The 16,717-nt window shown below is 60.7% G+C and carries 16 protein-coding genes, 1 other RNA gene and 1 pseudogene; 9 read left to right on the top strand and 9 right to left on the bottom strand.

Translation table 11 applies throughout. From position 1 onward, the window contains the following. Nucleotides 1–121: 121 nt before the first annotated feature. From RF819_RS00195 to RF819_RS00165, 7 genes are all read left to right on the top strand, one after another. On the top strand, nt 122–898 hold the full coding sequence (locus RF819_RS00195) for a ferredoxin--NADP reductase (protein WP_078363118.1): 777 nt from the start codon (nt 122–124) through the stop codon (nt 896–898). 2 nt (nt 899–900) lie between these two features. Continuing rightward, nucleotides 901–1,929, top strand: a complete 1,029-nt coding sequence (locus RF819_RS00190; RefSeq protein ID WP_078363117.1) for an adenosine kinase — start codon at nt 901–903, stop codon at nt 1,927–1,929. Nucleotides 1,930–2,096: 167 nt separating this feature from the next. Next, complete coding sequence (locus tag RF819_RS00185) at nt 2,097–2,399, top strand: high-potential iron-sulfur protein (RefSeq protein ID WP_078363116.1); 303 nt, start codon at nt 2,097–2,099, stop codon at nt 2,397–2,399. 103 nt (nt 2,400–2,502) lie between these two features. Continuing rightward, a complete protein-coding gene (gene ubiG / locus RF819_RS00180) occupies nt 2,503–3,213 on the top strand; it encodes a bifunctional 2-polyprenyl-6-hydroxyphenol methylase/3-demethylubiquinol 3-O-methyltransferase UbiG (RefSeq protein WP_078363115.1) in 711 nt (236 codons plus the stop codon). Between the two features lie 13 nt (nt 3,214–3,226). After that, on the top strand, nt 3,227–3,907 hold the full coding sequence (locus RF819_RS00175) for an HAD family hydrolase (RefSeq protein ID WP_078363114.1): 681 nt from the start codon (nt 3,227–3,229) through the stop codon (nt 3,905–3,907). Between the two features lie 12 nt (nt 3,908–3,919). Beyond that, nucleotides 3,920–4,296: a transfer-messenger RNA gene (ssrA, locus tag RF819_RS00170) on the top strand. Nucleotides 4,297–4,504: 208 nt separating this feature from the next. Next, nucleotides 4,505–4,921 (top strand): tyrosine-type recombinase/integrase, encoded by a 417-nt coding sequence (locus RF819_RS00165; RefSeq protein WP_078363113.1) that lies wholly within the window; start codon nt 4,505–4,507, stop codon nt 4,919–4,921. Between the two features lie 19 nt (nt 4,922–4,940). Here RF819_RS00165 and RF819_RS00160 read toward each other — a convergent pair whose 3' ends face one another. Beyond that, entirely contained in the window at nt 4,941–5,939 is a 999-nt protein-coding gene (locus tag RF819_RS00160; RefSeq protein WP_078363112.1) for a DNA-binding protein, read from the bottom strand. Between the two features lie 123 nt (nt 5,940–6,062). Between RF819_RS00160 and RF819_RS00155 the strand changes: the two genes are divergently transcribed. Beyond that, a complete protein-coding gene (locus RF819_RS00155; protein ID WP_078363111.1) occupies nt 6,063–7,127 on the top strand; it encodes a tyrosine-type recombinase/integrase in 1,065 nt (354 codons plus the stop codon). A gap of 63 nt (nt 7,128–7,190) precedes the next feature. Here RF819_RS00155 and RF819_RS21195 read toward each other — a convergent pair whose 3' ends face one another. The 5 genes from RF819_RS21195 to RF819_RS00135 form a co-directional block, all read right to left on the bottom strand. Then, on the bottom strand, nt 7,191–7,367 hold the full coding sequence (locus RF819_RS21195) for a hypothetical protein (RefSeq protein WP_158081204.1): 177 nt from the start codon (nt 7,365–7,367) through the stop codon (nt 7,191–7,193). 80 nt (nt 7,368–7,447) lie between these two features. After that, the gene (locus RF819_RS00150; RefSeq protein ID WP_078363110.1) at nt 7,448–8,239 is read right to left on the bottom strand and encodes a VWA domain-containing protein; all 792 of its coding nucleotides are present in this window, start codon (nt 8,237–8,239) and stop codon (nt 7,448–7,450) included. 13 nt (nt 8,240–8,252) lie between these two features. Beyond that, nucleotides 8,253–9,233, bottom strand: a complete 981-nt coding sequence (locus RF819_RS00145; protein ID WP_078363109.1) for a hypothetical protein — start codon at nt 9,231–9,233, stop codon at nt 8,253–8,255. A gap of 9 nt (nt 9,234–9,242) precedes the next feature. Continuing rightward, on the bottom strand, nt 9,243–9,899 hold the full coding sequence (locus RF819_RS00140) for a TerD family protein (RefSeq protein WP_078363108.1): 657 nt from the start codon (nt 9,897–9,899) through the stop codon (nt 9,243–9,245). 19 nt (nt 9,900–9,918) lie between these two features. Continuing rightward, entirely contained in the window at nt 9,919–11,091 is a 1,173-nt protein-coding gene (locus RF819_RS00135; RefSeq protein ID WP_078366685.1) for a hypothetical protein, read from the bottom strand. A gap of 333 nt (nt 11,092–11,424) precedes the next feature. Between RF819_RS00135 and RF819_RS00130 the strand changes: the two genes are divergently transcribed. After that, on the top strand, nt 11,425–11,616 hold the full coding sequence (locus tag RF819_RS00130; protein WP_244899938.1) for a copper-binding protein: 192 nt from the start codon (nt 11,425–11,427) through the stop codon (nt 11,614–11,616). Between the two features lie 455 nt (nt 11,617–12,071). Here the strand turns inward: RF819_RS00130 and RF819_RS00120 are convergent, their stop codons facing one another. The 3 genes and pseudogenes from RF819_RS00120 to RF819_RS00110 form a co-directional block, all read right to left on the bottom strand. Beyond that, nucleotides 12,072–13,739, bottom strand: a complete 1,668-nt coding sequence (locus tag RF819_RS00120) for a phosphoethanolamine transferase (protein ID WP_158081203.1) — start codon at nt 13,737–13,739, stop codon at nt 12,072–12,074. Further along, nucleotides 13,736–14,278 (bottom strand): SIS domain-containing protein, encoded by a 543-nt coding sequence (locus RF819_RS21990; protein ID WP_420853879.1) that lies wholly within the window; start codon nt 14,276–14,278, stop codon nt 13,736–13,738. Before RF819_RS21990 ends, RF819_RS00120 begins: the two co-directional genes overlap by 4 nt. Nucleotides 14,279–14,393: 115 nt before the next feature. After that, nucleotides 14,394–16,528, bottom strand: a pseudogene (locus RF819_RS00110) (heavy metal translocating P-type ATPase). Nucleotides 16,529–16,717: the final 189 nt, after the last annotated feature.

The raw sequence follows: 16,717 nt of genomic DNA, 5'->3' as shown, positions 1-16,717 counted from the left end.
AAAGGGCTAGAAGCCAATTTATCATGTGATTTTTCCGGCTGAGTTGATTTATGTCAGGCCCGCCGTGGCCTGGCCTTTTACACTCGCACACTTTTGTTTTATCCACAATTCAAGGCGACCCATGAGTGCATTTCTGAATGAAACCGTTTTAAGCGTTCACCACTGGACAGACCGACTGTTCAGCTTCACCACCACACGTGATCAGGCTTTGCGCTTTTCAAACGGCCACTTCACCATGATCGGCCTGCGCCTGGAGGGTGGCAAACCGCTGCTGCGCGCCTACAGCATTGTCAGCCCCAACTACGAAGACCACCTGGAGTTTCTGAGCATCAAGGTGCAGGACGGCCCGCTCACCTCCAAGCTGCAACACATCAAAGTGGGTGACCAGATTGTGGTGGGCAAAAAGCCCACCGGCACCTTGCTGATCGACTACCTGCTGCCCGGCAAAAACCTGTACCTGTTTGGCACAGGCACCGGTCTGGCGCCGTTTTTGAGCATCGTGCGTGACCCCGAAACCTACGAAAAGTTTGAAAAAGTGATTCTGGTGCACGGTGTGCGTGAAGTGGCTGAACTGGCGTACCACGACTATCTGACCCAAGAGCTGCCCGACCACGAGTTCCTCGGCGAGATGGTCACTGCGCAAATGCTGTATTACCCCACGGTGACCCGTGAGCCCTACAAGAACCAGGGCCGCATCACCGACCTGATCGAGTCCGGCAAGCTGCAAAAGGACCTGGGTCTGCCCAAGTTTGACCCCGAATACGACCGCGCCATGATGTGTGGCAGCCCGGCCTTGTTGAAAGACCTGAAACACATCTTGGAAACCCGTGGTTTCCTGGAAGGCAACACCACCAAACCCGGTGACTTTGTGGTTGAACGCGCTTTTGTGGAGCAATAAACATGAGTCACCATGACGTTTACGCCATCGGCAATGCGCTGGTGGACTCGCAGTACGAGGTGTCCGATGCGCAGTTGCAGGCCGCTGGTGTTGAAAAACGTCATATGACCTTGATCGACGCGGCCCGTCGCACCGAGCTGCTCAGCCATGTCTACGGTTTGCCGGTGCTCCGTGCGGGCGGCGGATCGGCCGGCAACACGGTGGTGGCGGTGGCCCAGTTGGGTGGCAAGGCGTTTTACTCCTGCCGCGTGGCGGACGATGAACTGGGCGAGTTTTACACCCAGGATCTGATCTCACACGGTGTCGCCACCAACTTGACGCACACTCGCGCACCACAGGGCCAGACCGGCAGTTGTATGGTGATGGTGACGCCTGACGCCGAGCGCAGCATGAGCACCTTTTTAGGTGCCACCGCCGACATTGACGCCACCGCCTTGCATCCCCACGACATCGTCAAATCCAAGGTCTATTACATGGAAGGTTACCTGGCTGCGTCGCCCACCGGGCTGGATGCCGCCATCAAGGGCCGGGCCATTGCACGTGAGGCTGGTGTGGCACTGGCCACCACGCTGAGCGACATGACCATGATCAACTTCTGCCGCCCAGGGCTCGACGCCATGGTCGGTAATGCCGAGACCGGCAGGCTGGACTACCTGTTCTGCAACGAAGAGGAAGCCCAGGTCTGGTGTGGTCGCAAAGATCTGGCGCAGATCTGCCGCCAACTCAGCCAGCAGGCGAGGGTGGTGTGCCTGACCCGCAGCGCCAAGGGCTGTGTGGTGCTGGAAGGTGGTCAAGCCACAGAAGTGCCTGCCGCACAGGTCAAAGCCATCGACACCAATGGTGCCGGTGACATGTTTGCGGGTGCATTCCTGTACGCCGTCACCCATGGCCACAACCATGCCCAGGCCGCCTGGCTGGCGAATCAATGTGCCGGGCGTGTGGTGTCGCAGGTGGGCAACCGCTTGCCCCAGGACGCCATGGACCAGCTCAAGGCCTCATTTGCGGGTTTTGTCGCTGACAGCGTGGCCTGAAGCGATCCTTGCAATGCGCAGTATTTCCCAAACTTAGTTTTGACTTAATTGATGGGTTTTTGAGGTAACTCGGCTGTTTTTTTCCCAGGCTGCGCCGATAATCTTTTGCGCAGCTGCCAGCACGGGATGCCAGCCGCAGTTTTATCAACTACTCAGGAAACAGACCTATGACAAATCGTCGCGTATTTATTCTGCAATCAGTGGTCGGCACCAGCGCATTGGCTTCTGGCATGGCCATGGCCGCAGCCCCCTTGGTCGCTGAAACAGATGCCAACGCCAAGAGCTTGGGCTATGTAGCTGACACGACAAAAGCGGACAAGACCAAGTACCCCAAGCACACCAAGGATCAGTCCTGTTCCACCTGCGCCTTGTACCAAGGCAAGACTGCTCCTCAAGGAGCCTGTCCTTTGTTCGCTGGCAAGGAAGTTGTTGCCAAGGGCTGGTGCAGCGCCTGGGCCAAGAAGGCATAAGCTCACATGCCCCACAAAACCCACCCTTGCGGTGGGTTTTGTTTTTTAAGGGTACCTGGTGTCTACACGGCTTTTTTCAGCCTAAATTTCCGATAATCCAGTCATGAACACAACGATCAACGCCGACGCGGCTGAATTGGCCAAATTTTCTGAACTGGCCCACCACTGGTGGGACGCAGAGGGCGAAATGCACGCCTTGCACAAGATCAACCCCTTGCGCCTGGGCTGGATCAACGGCCTGTGCCCTCTGGCTGGCCTGAATGTGCTGGACGTGGGTTGTGGCGGCGGTATCCTGACCGACTCCCTGGCGCGCGCTGGCGCCACAGCCACCGGCATTGACCTGTCTACCAAGGTCTTGCGCGTGGCGCAGTTGCACGCGCTGGACGCACAAACCCAGAACGTGCAATACCGTGAAATCAGTGCCGAAGCCTTGGCTGCCGAGCAACCCGGGAGTTTTGACGCAGTGACCTGTATGGAAATGCTGGAGCATGTGCCTGACCCGGCCTCGGTCGTGCGAGCTTGTGCGACGCTGGTGAAGCCTGGTGGCTGGGTGTTTTTCTCCACCATCAACCGCAACCCCAAGTCGTTTGTGATGGCCATTGTGGGTGCCGAGTACGTGCTCAACATGGTGCCGCGTGGCACCCATGAATACGCCAAATTGCTTCGTCCCAGCGAACTGGCGGGCTTCTGTCGCCAGGCTGGCCTCACGGTGTCACACAGCAAGGGGCTGTCGTACAACCCATTCACCCAGCGCTTCTGGCTCAATGCCGACACCAGCGTGAACTACATGCTGGCGGCCCAAAAAACCGCCTGAACCGCTGCCCTTGATGAGCTCCCTCAACCGATTCACCGGTGTGAAGGCGGTGCTGTTCGACCTGGACGGCACCTTGATCGACAGCGCCCCAGACCTGGGCGCAGCTGCAGACTTGATGCGCACCACACGTGGTTTGCCCTCGATGGATCTGGCGGCCTACCGGCCCATGGCCGGTGCCGGGGCGCGTGGCATGCTGAACATCGCGTTTGGCATGGACCCCGACCACCCCGAGTACAACAGTTATCGAGAAGAGTTTTTTACCAACTATGAGCAGCGGCTGACGCAAGACTCGCTGGTGTTTCCTGGCGTAGCGCAACTGCTGGACGATTTGGTGCAACAAGGCACCCCGTGGGGTGTGGTCACCAACAAATCGGCCCGCTTCACCACACCGCTGACCCAGGCCATGCCACTTTTTGCCTCAGCCGGCACCATCATCAGCGGCGACACCACGGCCCATGCCAAGCCTCACCCCTTGCCTTTGCTGGAGGCGGCTAGACGTCTGGATGTGCCTCCTGAGAGCTGTGTTTATGTGGGTGATGACGAGCGTGACATCGTGGCAGGTTTGGCCGCAGGCATGAAAACCGTCGCAGCCACCTACGGTTATCTGGGGCAAAAGTCCGACACCAGGCAGTGGGGCGCCCACGCCACGATTAATTCTGCCCTTGAGCTCTTGCAATTGATCAGTCGGCCCTAAAATGTCAGGCTTGGGGCTGCACTGGTTTCGACGTGGATTCGGACGCGCAGCAGGGCATGTCGAGCTGAATGCGCTCGTAAAACTGATTCAAAAAAACTAACTGCAAACGACGAACGTTTCGCACTCGCTGCTTAATTGCTAGTGAGCCTCACAACAGCAAGCCGATAGGCTGGGCAAGGGCGGCGCAAGCTGTCCAGGCTGTGGGGTAATTTCATTCGGCTGGGTCTGCCTTGGGTAACTTAGGGCAGGTCGAGAAAATAGGTTGCTGGCGATTTGCATAGCGTGCCACTGCGCGATGTGAAAAGCGAGATCCAAATCAGACGGCTACACATGTAGAACTGTTCGAAGAAGGTTTGCGGACGGGGGTTCAAATCCCCCCAGCTCCACCATATATACGTCCAAGGCCGTTCGCTGAAGTCCAGCAAACGGCCTTTTTCTTTGCCAAATCAGCCACTTATACGGGTTTCACTTCCAAGATCGTTCGCTTTCGTTCGTTGACATCCAGCGCAAAACGGGGGAACATGCGGGGGAACAAATAGGGGAAAACTTCAATTCTTCGATTTGTTCCCCCGTTTTCACTGTAGGAGCTGTTCCCCCATGCTTACCGATGTTGAATGCAAAAACGCGACCTGCCCGCCTGAAAAAACACGGTCTCGCCTGGCTTGCTCTGGTGGCCTATACCTTGAGGTCAGCCCCAACGGTTCAAAGCGTTGGTTCTGGAAATATCGGAAAGAGGGCAAAGAAGGCCGCATGGCCCTTGGTAGCTATCCCGCCGTTGGCCCCAAGGAAGCACGCAAGGCAAGGGACATAGCCAAGGCTCAAAAGTCCAACGGCCACGATCCGGTCAAAGTGCGCAAGGTCGAGAAGCTCAAGGCCACCTTGCCAGATGGCACCACGTTCAAGGCCGTGGCCCTGGAGTGGTACACCAAACAAGCCCCGCAATGGAGCCCCAGTCATGCGGCGCGATCCCTGCGCCAGCTTGAGCGCGATCTGAGGGTCGGCCGTGATTCCTGAAAAGTTCGCAGAATCACACCTAACTGCTTGTTTTATATGATTTTCTCTGATCTTTGGCTTGGCTTTTGATTCGGTGCTTGAACTGAGTGGTTGCTGGCGGCCTGGTTTGAGCTGCCATCATGGCTTGCAACTGCTTCAAGACATCGGCATTTGCGTCTACCTGGGCATTGAGCAAGGTACGCAGTTCGTCGGCACGTTCATTGGCCGTAGCCAAAGCTTGATGCGCGATGCGCAGTTCTTCGTCGGCATTTCGCAACCTTTGCGTTAACTCGTTTGTCCTCGTCTCCAAAGCGTTGGTGGCGTCTAGGGCACGCTGCTGCAACTCAGTTGCCTGAGCCTTTGCCCGTTTTACATCCTGTCGCTCTCGGTCGATCTCCGCCATCAGACGACGCTCATTGGCGAGCGCCCGCTCGTCAGAACGCAAGCGTTCCTCTGCGTGATGTTTGGATTTTTCGTCAAATGCCTGGCGCTCGGCTTCCCGTTGTTGCTCGACGGTCGACAGCCTGGCTTGGACTTCTAAGATCTTGTTGTCTCGCTCTGCAAGTGCCGTTTGCAAATGCCGCAACTGGTTCTCCAGCGCACTGATTTGCTTTTGAGAAACCTCGTGCGCCCGATCAGCCGCTGCCAGGCGCTCCACCAGGACGGCTTCCTGTTGTGTGAGTGCTGAAGCCTGAATCTCGACAGCGGCGCGTTCAGCCGCCAATGCCTCACGGTCCTTCGTAAATGAACTTTCAGCATCCTGGCGGGCTTGAGAAAGTGCTATTTCCCAGAGCTTTGCGGCGCTTGACTGTACTGCCACAGGTAGCCCCGGCATGTCCTTTTTTGCCCCACTTACGCCGAGGCGCGGCCCCAAAGTGGCGAACCAAGCCTCCAGCATCGGGCTGACGGTGTTGGGAGAGCCGCTTCCAATTTTCTGGCGAACCCGCTCAATCGTCGGGCGCAGACCTTCGGCGATCAAAGCATCTGCCGCCGCCCACACATCGTCTTGCTGGACACCTCGCGTACTTTTCATTTGCATCGCTCTACTCCGACTGTTATATTTACCGACGATAAGAGATTGTTATCGTGATCTATTGTGTATTTGCGTAACACATCATACATAACATGTATGAATTAGTCATAACTCTGCCTGGATTCAACCATGCGTTTGCCTGCTCTTCAGAAAATTCCGGCTTTACAGCCCACCGAGCTCAGCGATGTGACCCAACGCGCCGTCGAAGAGTTGCTGCGCGAAGGTGAGTCGCAAAACACCCTGATGAGCTATCGCAGTGCTTTGCGTTACTGGGCCGCCTGGTACGGCCTGCGTTATGGCGTGATGGTTCAGTTGCCGGTGGCCACGCCCTGCGTGCTGCAATTCATCGTCGACCATGCCGAGCGCACCACGCCCAAAGGGCTGGTTTCGGAATTGCCCGCCGAGATTGACCAGGCGCTGGTCCAGGGTGGCTACAAAGGCAAGCTCGGTGCCATGGCGCACAACACCCTCGTGCACCGCATCGCCGTGCTGTCAAAGGCCCATCAACTGCGACAGCTCAAAAATCCATGCCATGACCCCAAGGTGCGCGAATTGCTGTCGCGTACTCGCAAGGCTTACGCCAAGCGTGGGGCTATGCCGCAACGCAAAGACGCCCTGACAAAGGAGCCGTTGCAGGCGCTGCTGGCTACCTGCGACGATACTTTGCGCGGTAAGCGTGACCGCGCCTTGCTGCTTTTTGCCTGGGCCAGCGGTGGACGCAGGCGTTCGGAGGTGACAAGTGCCGAAATTCAGTTTTTGAAGCGCGTGGGACCGACCGACTTCATCTACACCTTAGCCTATTCCAAGACCAATCAATCCGGTACAGATTTGCCGGAAAACAGCAAACCGATAGTAGGAGCTGCGGGCAAAGCGCTTGACGACTGGCTGCAGACCAGCAAGATTGCAGAAGGTTTTATTTTCAGGAGAATCCGAAAAGGCGGACACCTTGGTGAAGCGCTCTCCCCGGCTGCAGTGCGCGCCGTCGTCAAGGATCGATGTGCCTTGGCGGGGATTGAAGGTGACTTCTCTGCCCACTCGTTACGATCTGGCTTTGTGACAGAAGCTGGACGCCAGAACATACCACTGGCTGAAACCATGACGATGACAGGTCATCACAGTGTGACCACTGTGTTGAGCTATTTCAGGGCACAGTCGACTCTATTGAGTGATGCGGCCAATTTGCTTGATCTGTGACCGAACAATCTGAGCACATTGGGGTCAATCACGGTCTGAAAGTGCGCAAAGATGGTTGTTGAGTCAGAGTCCTGTGAACGCGACAACAGCCATCAAGATAGGAAGCAGTGCCCCAGCAAAATGCTCCCCCGCGTCAATCGATTCATCCGCAAAGCCTGTGTAGTCGTCCTGAGGCTGGGCAGTAGCGGCGCCGACGAGTTGAACCGTTATGCCTAAGGCAAGCGCCTGTAGTAGTTCCATGAGGCTCCATCCTGCAGGCGACGGTCGGGACTCTGGTCTTGCGCGCACTCGAAAAAGCAAACCGGTGCGAGCCCTGCGGCCTACGACTTGAGCCATTCGACAAGCTCCGGGCCGAGCAGCGTGGCGTTGAGTTCCTCGTCCGACTGCGCCACGAAGGCTTCAAGATCGCGGATCACCACCACGCCGGTGTTCCTGAACCGGCGCGCGATCTTCTGCACAAATTCGAACGTCACGCCCTTGTCTTCGCAGGCGCCGATAAACAGGAAGTAGACTTGGTCGCCGCGCTGCTGCGATTCCTCGAGGACGCGCATGGTGCGCCCCTCGTCGCTGCCGTCGTTTTCGCCATCGGTGATGAAGAGCACGAGCGAGCGCCTCTTCTCGTGCATGTGCTGGGTGCCGTGCTCGTGCCCGCTAGGCGACCAACCGAACAGGCGGCTAAGAAAGCCGGCGCCCTGGGATGAGCGGTGTGCCTCCTCGCACGCCTTCCATCCGAAGTGCTCGAGCGCGCGCTCGAGCACGAAGCTGTAGGTCGTGCCGCCATTCCAGCCCGGTACCTGATCGACGATGTTGCGCGTGACGTAGTCGCGTGCGTCGTCCGGCGTCACCGCGCCCACGTAGTGGGCGTTGCGTTCGCCAGCGCTGAAGGTGAAGACATCCATCTTGCGGTCCGGGTCGAGCACCATGCAGTAGGGTACGAGCCGCTCGATCAGGATGCTGGTCGTGCCCTCCTCGTGTTCGTGCTCGAACGAGCCGGAGACGTCGATGATCGCGGCGGTTTCCGCCTTCACGTTCGCCACCACGCCAGCCTTGTCGAGCGCGAGGCGCAGCGCGTTGGCCGACTTGTCCAGATTCAGTGTGAGTTTGCTGTTCATGTTTGCTCCTGGTTCAGGGTTTCAACTGGCTGATGATGTCCCGCAGCCGATAGGCCAGTTCGCCGGCTTCGGTCGGCGAGATCGTTGTCTTGCTGGCGCTGAGGGTGGCGATGGACGCGATGCTGCCGATGAACGCCGGCATCACGACCAGCGCAACGTTCTGGATGGCGCCGATCAGGCGGATCGGCTGCTCGATCTGTATTTCTCGCGTGGAGCCGGCTTGCCGCATTTGCACCAGGGTCTGCGTCAGACTCGTGCTGCGCTCCACGAAGCACTGCGCCAGTGCGGCGTCGCCCTGACGAAGGCGCTCCGACAGGAACAGGGTGCCGATGGCGGAAGCTTCGACCTGTGCCGCGGTCCCCTCCATCGACCTGGACAGGCGCAGCAGCCGGTCCTTCAGATCCAGCAGGGGGTCGAGTGCGCCACCCATGAGTGCCAGCAACTGCTCCAGCTCGGCCTGGGCCTGGGCAAGTTCGCCCGGCGTGTCGATCCGGCTGTTGATGCCTTGGAACAGCCGGCCCACGAGACTGTCGCCGCCATGTCCGCAGACGGCCATGATGTCGATCGATCCCAGAATGTCCATCATTCGCGCGAGGTAGCCTTCCACATGACGCAGCACAGGGCTGCGCGCAAGGGCAAGCATCTCGGTGACGAGGTCGCCGTGCACCTGCTGCAGGTTGTGGCCCCACAGGATCGCCTTGCGCTGCGAAGCCTTGTCGACGACGAATGCGCCGACCAGTGCTCGCGCCTGCTCGTATACCCCGGCAGCTGCGCCTGGCGACAACGCTTGAAAATCCGACACAGCCACTTCGATCCGCTTTCGTTCGGCACCCGGGATGGCCGTCGGTTGCCGCACCACCGGCGTGGCAGCGGGGACACGACGCGCCGGCGACAGGACGTCCTGCGCTTCGCTGCGCACCCCTGCGGGGGTGCGCAGCGAAGCGCCCGGGGCGCCGATGACCGTCGGGCGCAACTTGTCCTTCGTGGGCGGCACAGCAGGCCTTCAGGAGAAGTGGCCCAGAACGTCGTTGAACGTTCCCGTAAAGCCGCGGCCGACAGGCGCGTACTCCCAGCCGTTGTCGCCGTGCATGATGCTGCCCAACTGCACCACGTTGAACTCGCCGAATTCCTTGGACAGCTGGTAGGCGCCCAGCTCGCGCCCGCTCTCGTCGGCGATGGTGACGGTGCAGACCTCAATGTCAGCGAAGGCCGCCTCGTCCTCGGCCGCGGAGCCCTCGTCGTGCCCCGCGGTGTGTTCGGCCTTGTGGACGGTGGCGAAGAGGGGGATCTCGTTCACGTCCGCAGGAAGTTTCGAGCCATCGATGACGATGTTTTCGGTGTTGCCCTGGACTCGGACGTCGCCAGAGTGCCGCAGCCCGCCCGTGGGCGTGGCGAAGGAGCCGTCGGCCGCGGTTGGCAGCACGCCGGTCTTCGGGCTCATCTTCGTCGTGTTGTAGGTAGACAGGATCTCTTCGAGCACCGTGACCTTCGCGCCATTGCCGCCGTTGCATGCCTCGAGCGCATGGATGTCGATGTCATCCTGATGGCGGGCGTCGCACTGCCATGCGATGGTCACCTTGAACGCAGCGCCCTTGTTGAGCGAGAGTTGCAGCTTGCGGGCCGGCGCGGCACCGGGCTTGTCAAGGGTTAGTGTGAGCATGGGTTTCTCCGGGTTGTTGTCATGCCTTGCGCAGCGCCGCGAGCTCGGCTCGCGACTGCTCGAACATCTGCTGCGCCGCCTCGAACTTCGCTTCAGTTTCCTGCTTTGCGGTTTCGACCAGCTCGTGGATCTCGCGCGTCTGCGTGATGATCGCGGCGATTTGCTGCGCCTGCGCGACACGGTTGTCACCGGGTGCCTTGGCCGCGGCGATTGCCACGTCCTTGGTGGCCTGGCCGCGCAGTTGCGTCAATTGCTGGTCGAGGCGTGCTTGTCGCTCGGCGATCTGCTGCACCGACTTGACCGCGAATGCACCGTGGATAGCCAGCAAGGTCATCTTGATCGACGCGAAGCGCGAGGACACCGTTGTGGCGGTCTCCTGCAGCGTCGCGATTCCGGCGGCCTCGATCTGTTGGATCACCATCTGGTCGGCCGGCAGGCGCGTATAGGTGCCTTCGAGCGCAAGGGCCCGACTTTCCAGCAGGCCGAGCTTGTCCTGCAGCTCACGCAACCGTGCCTGGGCGGACACGTCGGCAGGGTCCGCTGCCACAGTCTGCTGCGCTACGTACTGCCGGGCCTTTTCGAGAAACGCCCGCGCCACTGCAGCATCGACGGTGAAGCTGGCGAAGTGCGTGCCGTACGATTGCTTGAGGCTCTCCAGCGCCTGCAGTTCGCCGAACAGCGTCTTCATTTCCTTGGACAGTTCGCCCTCCAGGCGGACCATCTTGTCGGCCAGCGTCTGCGTCCGGATCGAGATCAACTCGCCGATCTCCTGCATGAACTCGCGAAAGGCTTCCTCGGGCTTGCGGCCGGTGAGCTTGGCGAACAGGCCGGCGAAGAACCCCGGGGCTTCACCCTGTTGGATCCTCTCCAGGATTTCAGGCAGCTTGGCGTCATCGACACCTTTTTCCAGGCGCTCGAAGAGGGCGAACACCTTGGACGCCGTCTTCTTGTCGAGCCGCGCGAGAAAGCCGTCAAGCGTCTTCTGCAACGCCTGTTCCGCACCGAGACCGATCTTGATGATGTCGCCGGATGGAACGTCCGCGAAGTCCAGCGCGGCAAGTGCCTGCTCGGCTTGCGGCACCTGCTCCGGCCGGAGCACGATGGATCCGGTCTCCAAGGAATCTTGCACGAGCGAGGCCTGCGCTGGCGAGGGCGCGGGCACTACTACTGTCGGGAAAATGCTGCGTTCCATTAGTTTCTCCTCTGCGGTTTGATCGGGATGTCGCCGCCCCGCCCGCAGGGTACGATTGTGTGGTATCCGGGACCCGTTCGCTGAGGCAAGCCGCTGCAAGGTGCCATCCTTGGCTGTCGGGCCGATACCGGAAGCGTGCGTCGCATCATCAGCAAGGGGAATGACACTCCGCAATGCGCTGCAAGCAGACATTGCGATTCTACGATACCTGCATTTCGAGAATGCTGCGCCCAAGACAACATAAGGGGTATTTACATGAACTGCGATTCAAGCTCCGCTTGCAGGCCGTCAAGATGCTCCCGCTGGGCACTGCTTGTCGCCGCGTCCTTGCTCGTGCCCGGCACATGCCTGTTCGCGCAGCCTTCGGCAAATGACTTCATTGCTGGCCGGATCGTCAACATCGACGCCGAAGGCGGCAGAATCACCTTGCGGCATGACCATATTCCCCATCTCCACCTCCCCGCCGGGACAACGACCTTCCGTTATGTGGAAGCGCGCTGGATCATTGGCCGTGCGCCAGGTTGAAAGGGCCTCTGCGCATCTCACTGTCAAGAAGGGGACGTCGCATGATGACTGCTACCTGCCGGGTGTTGCTGGTCTTGCTGTGCGGCGTCGCCTAGGGCGCCGCAGCCAATGAGCAAATCGTGCACCGGTCGATAATGCCGGTACCTTGAAGCGGATGAACCCCGGAATCGCCTCGAATGACCTCACGACCTACACCTTGGCGGAGAAGGGTCGCAGCCTGAAAGTGATATGGAACTCCATGTTGAAACTGCCTACGCTGGGGGAATCCACAGTCGGAACTTCCCAACGCCATACCGTGATCCAAGTGCAGGGAATCTCGCCATCACGTCCCTGGGATGGATTACAGCGGTTCGCGCAGAAAGAGTACTCAGACTACCTGGACTGAAAGCGCATCCGCGCTCATCTGGATGACGAGAAAGCCACGGCAGGTAGACGTCGGGCGTCGAACCCGCCGCTCATGGCGTGCCGGCCCCCTGCGTGGCGGCGCGCCGAGCCATCGCCGTCAGGTCGAGCGCAGACCGGACGGCGCTCGTGCGCACGCCGAACAGTCCGAGCAGAGTGGGCGACAGATTGTCGTGCGAGAGCGGCTGCGCGGCGAGCTGCCGCAGCGCGGCCTCGTTCACGCCCAGACGTTGCCAGGCACCGGGCGACAGCCAGGCCAGCATCGGCACCTGCGTCTGCTCGCGCGGCGCGAGCACCTTGGGCAGGCCGTGCAGATAGATGTTGCGCTCACCGAGCGACTCGCCGTGATCCGAGATGTAGAGCAACACGCTGTCGACGCGCCCGGCTTGTGCGGCCAGCAGGTCGATCTGCTTCGCCAGCACCTCGCTGGTGTAGGCGATGCCGTTGTCGTAGGTGTTGCGCAGCGCCTCGACGCTGCAGCGCTGGATATCGTTGGTGTCGCAGGTCGGCTCGAAGCGCCGGCTCACCGCCGGGTACCGCTTGTAGTAGGCCGGTCCGTGGCTGCCCATCAAGTGCAGCACCATCAGGTTGTCCGACGTCGCCGCAGCCAGGCCGTCACGCAGCCCCTGCAGCAGCACGCCATCGAGGCATTCGCCGCCGGCGCACAGCGCCGGATCGTTGGTGCGAGACAGGTCCGACCACAGGATGCGGTCGCACACACCCTTGCAGCCAGAGTTGTTGTTCAGCCAGCGCACCCCGACGCCGGCACGGGCGAGGATGTCGAGCACGTTCTCGCGGGCACCCGCCTCGGCGGCCTCGAACTTGCCGGCGCCGAGATCCGAGAACATGCACGGCAGCGAGGTCGCGGTGTCGGTGCCACAGGAGGTCACGTCGCCGAAGTAGACGACGCCCTTGCCGGCCAGGGCCTGGTTGGTCGGGCGGGCGTAGCCGCCGAGCGAGAAGTTGGCCGCACGCGCGGTCTCGCCGACGACCAGCACCACCAGCAGCGGCTTCGCTCCGGCGTTGGCCGGATCGCGACGTGCATCCTCGCCGACGCGGACCAGCTGACGGTTGGCACGCGAGTGCTCCTTCCAGAGGCCCGCCAGGCCGTTGAACACGTTGGTCGGTGTCAGCAGGTGGCGGAGCTCGCGGTGGTTGCGGGCCGCCGAGGCATAGTCGGCGTAGAAGACCGTGAGGCAACTAACGGCCAGGACCGCGAACAGCAGCGCGCTACGGGCAATGCCGGCCAGAGCCTGGCGCCAGCCCGGATGGGCCACGCGCACGCTCAGCACCAGCGCCGCCGGCAGCAGACCGCGCCACGCGAAGTCCAGCAACAGCGGCAGCGACAGCAGGTCGGCCGTCTCCCGCAAGTCGGTCTGCAGCACGTTGCGCATCATCCCCCTGTCGATGAGGATGCCGTAGCTGCCGATGAAGTAGGCGGCCAGCGCAGCCACCGCCAACAGCAGGGCGATCATCGGTTTGCCCACGCGCGGCCAGCACAGCAACCGCGCCAGCAGGGTGAACAGCGACCACAGCACCAAGGCCAAGCCGGCAACGGCCAGCGCGGCGCGCAGTGAGGAAGGGTCGCGAGCCGCCCACAGGTCGCGCCAAAACGCGAGGTTGTCGAAGGCGATCAGCCACAAGCCCGACGCGCACGCCATCGCGGCGGGCGAAGCGGCCTGTGATCGAAACGCTGCAAACAGATGCTTCACGCCGTTCATGCGCTCGTGCTCGGCGGTCTCGCGTCTGCAGTGCTGGCTGCGGGGTCGCAGCCTCCGCATGTGTTGTCGCAAGGTGATCGGCCGTTGTCTTCTGAAGGTAAAGCGTGGCTGTGGGACGCGCTCATGTGGGCTTGGCCGACCCGGCGGGAGTCGCGTCGTAGTGCTCCGGGAAGACGTGGCGCTCGATCAGCTCGATGAGGATATGGATGACCTTGATGTGAAGTTCCGGGGCACGATCGGCGAACGCGCAGCCGGGGGTGGCGATGCAGACATCGGACAGCGTGGGCAGCGGAGGTGCTGGGCCGACCCGTCAGGCCGAGCACTGTCATCTGCAGCTCTTTGCAGTAACCGCCGCGTTGATGACGTTGGCGCTGGTGCTGATGGCGAGCAGACAGTCGCCCGGGCCTGCGCGGGCAATCCGGCCGGTTCTGCCTGAACCGTCCGGTCAATTCCTCGGCGAAGTGCATTGCATTGCTCATGGAGCCACCGTTGCCGCAGGCATAGACGCGACCGCCTTGCTCAAACGTATGGATCAGCATCGTCGCGCCATATTCTGTCGCTTCCACCACGGATGAATCCTGACCCAACTGGTCCAGGGCCCGCCGCGCATCGGCCAGCGCTTCGCCGATATGCCGGCGGGGTGAGTTGGGCGTCTCAGTGGGCATGAGCGTGAACGGTTTTGGGTTGCGAGGCCGGCTTCACCGAGGGCTCGAATTTGGTCCCCCGCAGCAGACGCAGCCCATTGCCGACCACCAGCAAGCTCGCCCCCACATCCGCAAAAACGGCCATCCACATCGTGCCCGCCCCTGTGAGGGTCAGGACCAGAAACACAGCCTTGATGCCGAGTGCCAGAACGATGTTCTGTACTAGAAGCGCATGGGTGCTACGGGAGAGGCGCACAAAACGGGGAAGTTTGCGCAGGTCGTCGTCCATCAAGGCCACATCGGCAGTTTCAATGGCGGTGCCCGTACCGGCGGCGCCCATGGCAAAGCCGATGTCCGCACGGGCCAGGGCGGGTGCATCGTTGATGCCATCGCCCACCATACCAACCGCGCCCCCTTGACCGATCTTGCTTTCGATCACCTTGAGCTTGTCCTCTGGCAGCAGGTCACCACGTGCCTCGTCGATGCCCACCTGGGTCGCTATGGCTTTGGCAGTGTGCGCGTTGTCTCCGGTCAGCATGACCGTCTTGATACCCAAGGCATGCAATTCGGCAATGGCTTGCCGGCTGCTGTCTTTGACCGTATCGGCCACAGCAAACATTCCGTGCACCTCCTGGTCATCAGCCAGAAGAATGACCGTTTTGCCTTGCACTTCCAGGGCCGACAAGCGGGCTTCCAGGGCGTCGGAGCAGCGACCTTGCTCGTGAATCAGGCGGTGATTGCCCAAATAGAAGGGCTTTCCGTCGATGACGCCCTTGGTGCCACGTCCAGGCAGGGCTTCAAATGCATCAACATTGCGCAGGGCAACGTTGTCGCGCTTGGCAGCCTCTGTCAGCGCCTTGGACACGGGGTGATCCGAGCGACCGGCCAGACTGGCTGCAAGACTGCGCAATTCGGTCTCATTCATCCCACTGAGCACCACAAAGTCCGTCTGCGCAGGCTTGCCGTGCGTGATGGTTCCAGTCTTGTCGAGTGCCAGCCACTTCAGCTTGCGTCCTTCTTCGAGATAGACGCCACCTTTCACGAGAATGCCCTGGCGTGCCGCGGCAGCCAGACCGTGACGATGGTGACCGGGGTGGAGATGACCAGGGCGCAGGGGCAAGCGATCACCAGCAAAACCAGCGCCTTATAAATCCAGGTGAACCAATCTCCCCCCATCAGCAGTGGCGGCAAGATGGCGACAGCCAAGGCAATGGCGAATACCACTGGTGTGTAGATTCGGGCGAATTGATCGACAAAGCGCTGCGTCGGCGCACGCGCGCCTTGCGCCTCTTCCACTGCGTGGATGATGCGGGCCAGCGTGCTGTCATTGGCAGCAGCAGTCACTTTGTACTCAAACGAACCCGATTCGTTGATGGTGCCGGCAAACACCGGGTCACCCTCGGCTTTTTCTACAGGGAGGCTTTCACCGGTAATAGGGGCTTGGTTGATCGCCGAGCGACCACTGACGATTTTCCATCCAAGGCGATACGCTCACCAGGTTTGATCCGGACCCGTGTGTCGACGGTGACTGATTTGGCCTCCACATCCTGCCAAGTGCCATCTGCCTGCAGGACGGTTGCGCGCTCGGGGGCGAGTTGCATCAGCCCGCGAATTGCATTGCGCGCCCGATCCAGCGATTTCGCTTCGATCAACTCCGGCCAATCGTGAACAACACCATCACCATGGCCGCCTCGGGCCACTGCCCCAGCAAAAGTGCACCTGTTACAGCGATGCTCATGAGTGCGTTGATATTGAGATTGCCATTGCGAATGGCAATCCAGCCTTTCTTGTAGGTGGTGATTCCGCAGGCCAGAACAGCCACCAGAGCCAAAGCGGCCGCATCCATGTGGGCATGCCGGTCCATTCAACCGCCTCAGAGGCAATTGCTGCAGCCCCTGCAAGCGCCAAGGGCCACCACGGTTTGGCAGGTTCGGGCGTGGGCTCCTCCTGGGATGCCTCGCTGTTGGCTATCTCGGGAGCGAAGCCCAGCGATCGCACAGCGGCCAGAATCGATTCAATTTCCTTGGGAGCATGGGTCACCGTCAGTACGCGTTGCATCAGGTTGAACTCCAGCCCTGTCACACCTGGCATGCCACCCAGCTTCTTGCGCAACAGTCCCTCTTCCGTGGGGCAGTCCATTTGCATGATGCGAATGGGCGTCTGAACACCATCAGTACTAGTGGTGGGTCTAGCGAGTTGCTCCGAAGGTTGAATGTCCGGCACAGTATGCGTGCCGCAACAAGCTGCGGCAGGGGCTACCGATTGCGCGGGTTCAGCGGGCGCACAGCAGGAATCATTTGCATGCGCGTGGCTATGGGAATGGTCGTGGTCGTG

The organism is Rhodoferax fermentans, assembly GCF_002017865.1.
In the GTDB taxonomy this organism is placed as follows: domain Bacteria; phylum Pseudomonadota; class Gammaproteobacteria; order Burkholderiales; family Burkholderiaceae_C; genus Rhodoferax; species Rhodoferax fermentans.
This window is presented reverse-complemented; position numbering and strand designations above follow the sequence as displayed.

Coding starts and splice junctions, on each gene's coding strand:
- RF819_RS00165 (WP_078363113.1), top strand. CDS start 4,505: ATGCTTACCGATGTTGAATGCAAAAACGCGACCTGCCCGCCTGAAAAA.
- RF819_RS00140 (WP_078363108.1), bottom strand. CDS start 9,899: ATGCTCACACTAACCCTTGACAAGCCCGGTGCCGCGCCGGCCCGCAAG.
- RF819_RS00190 (WP_078363117.1), top strand. CDS start 901: ATGAGTCACCATGACGTTTACGCCATCGGCAATGCGCTGGTGGACTCG.
- RF819_RS21990 (WP_420853879.1), bottom strand. CDS start 14,278: ATGCTGATCCATACGTTTGAGCAAGGCGGTCGCGTCTATGCCTGCGGC.
- RF819_RS00150 (WP_078363110.1), bottom strand. CDS start 8,239: ATGAACAGCAAACTCACACTGAATCTGGACAAGTCGGCCAACGCGCTG.
- RF819_RS21195 (WP_158081204.1), bottom strand. CDS start 7,367: ATGGAACTACTACAGGCGCTTGCCTTAGGCATAACGGTTCAACTCGTC.
- ubiG (WP_078363115.1), top strand. CDS start 2,503: ATGAACACAACGATCAACGCCGACGCGGCTGAATTGGCCAAATTTTCT.
- RF819_RS00160 (WP_078363112.1), bottom strand. CDS start 5,939: ATGCAAATGAAAAGTACGCGAGGTGTCCAGCAAGACGATGTGTGGGCG.
- RF819_RS00195 (WP_078363118.1), top strand. CDS start 122: ATGAGTGCATTTCTGAATGAAACCGTTTTAAGCGTTCACCACTGGACA.
- RF819_RS00185 (WP_078363116.1), top strand. CDS start 2,097: ATGACAAATCGTCGCGTATTTATTCTGCAATCAGTGGTCGGCACCAGC.
- RF819_RS00135 (WP_078366685.1), bottom strand. CDS start 11,091: ATGGAACGCAGCATTTTCCCGACAGTAGTAGTGCCCGCGCCCTCGCCA.
- RF819_RS00175 (WP_078363114.1), top strand. CDS start 3,227: ATGAGCTCCCTCAACCGATTCACCGGTGTGAAGGCGGTGCTGTTCGAC.
- RF819_RS00120 (WP_158081203.1), bottom strand. CDS start 13,739: ATGAACGGCGTGAAGCATCTGTTTGCAGCGTTTCGATCACAGGCCGCT.
- RF819_RS00155 (WP_078363111.1), top strand. CDS start 6,063: ATGCGTTTGCCTGCTCTTCAGAAAATTCCGGCTTTACAGCCCACCGAG.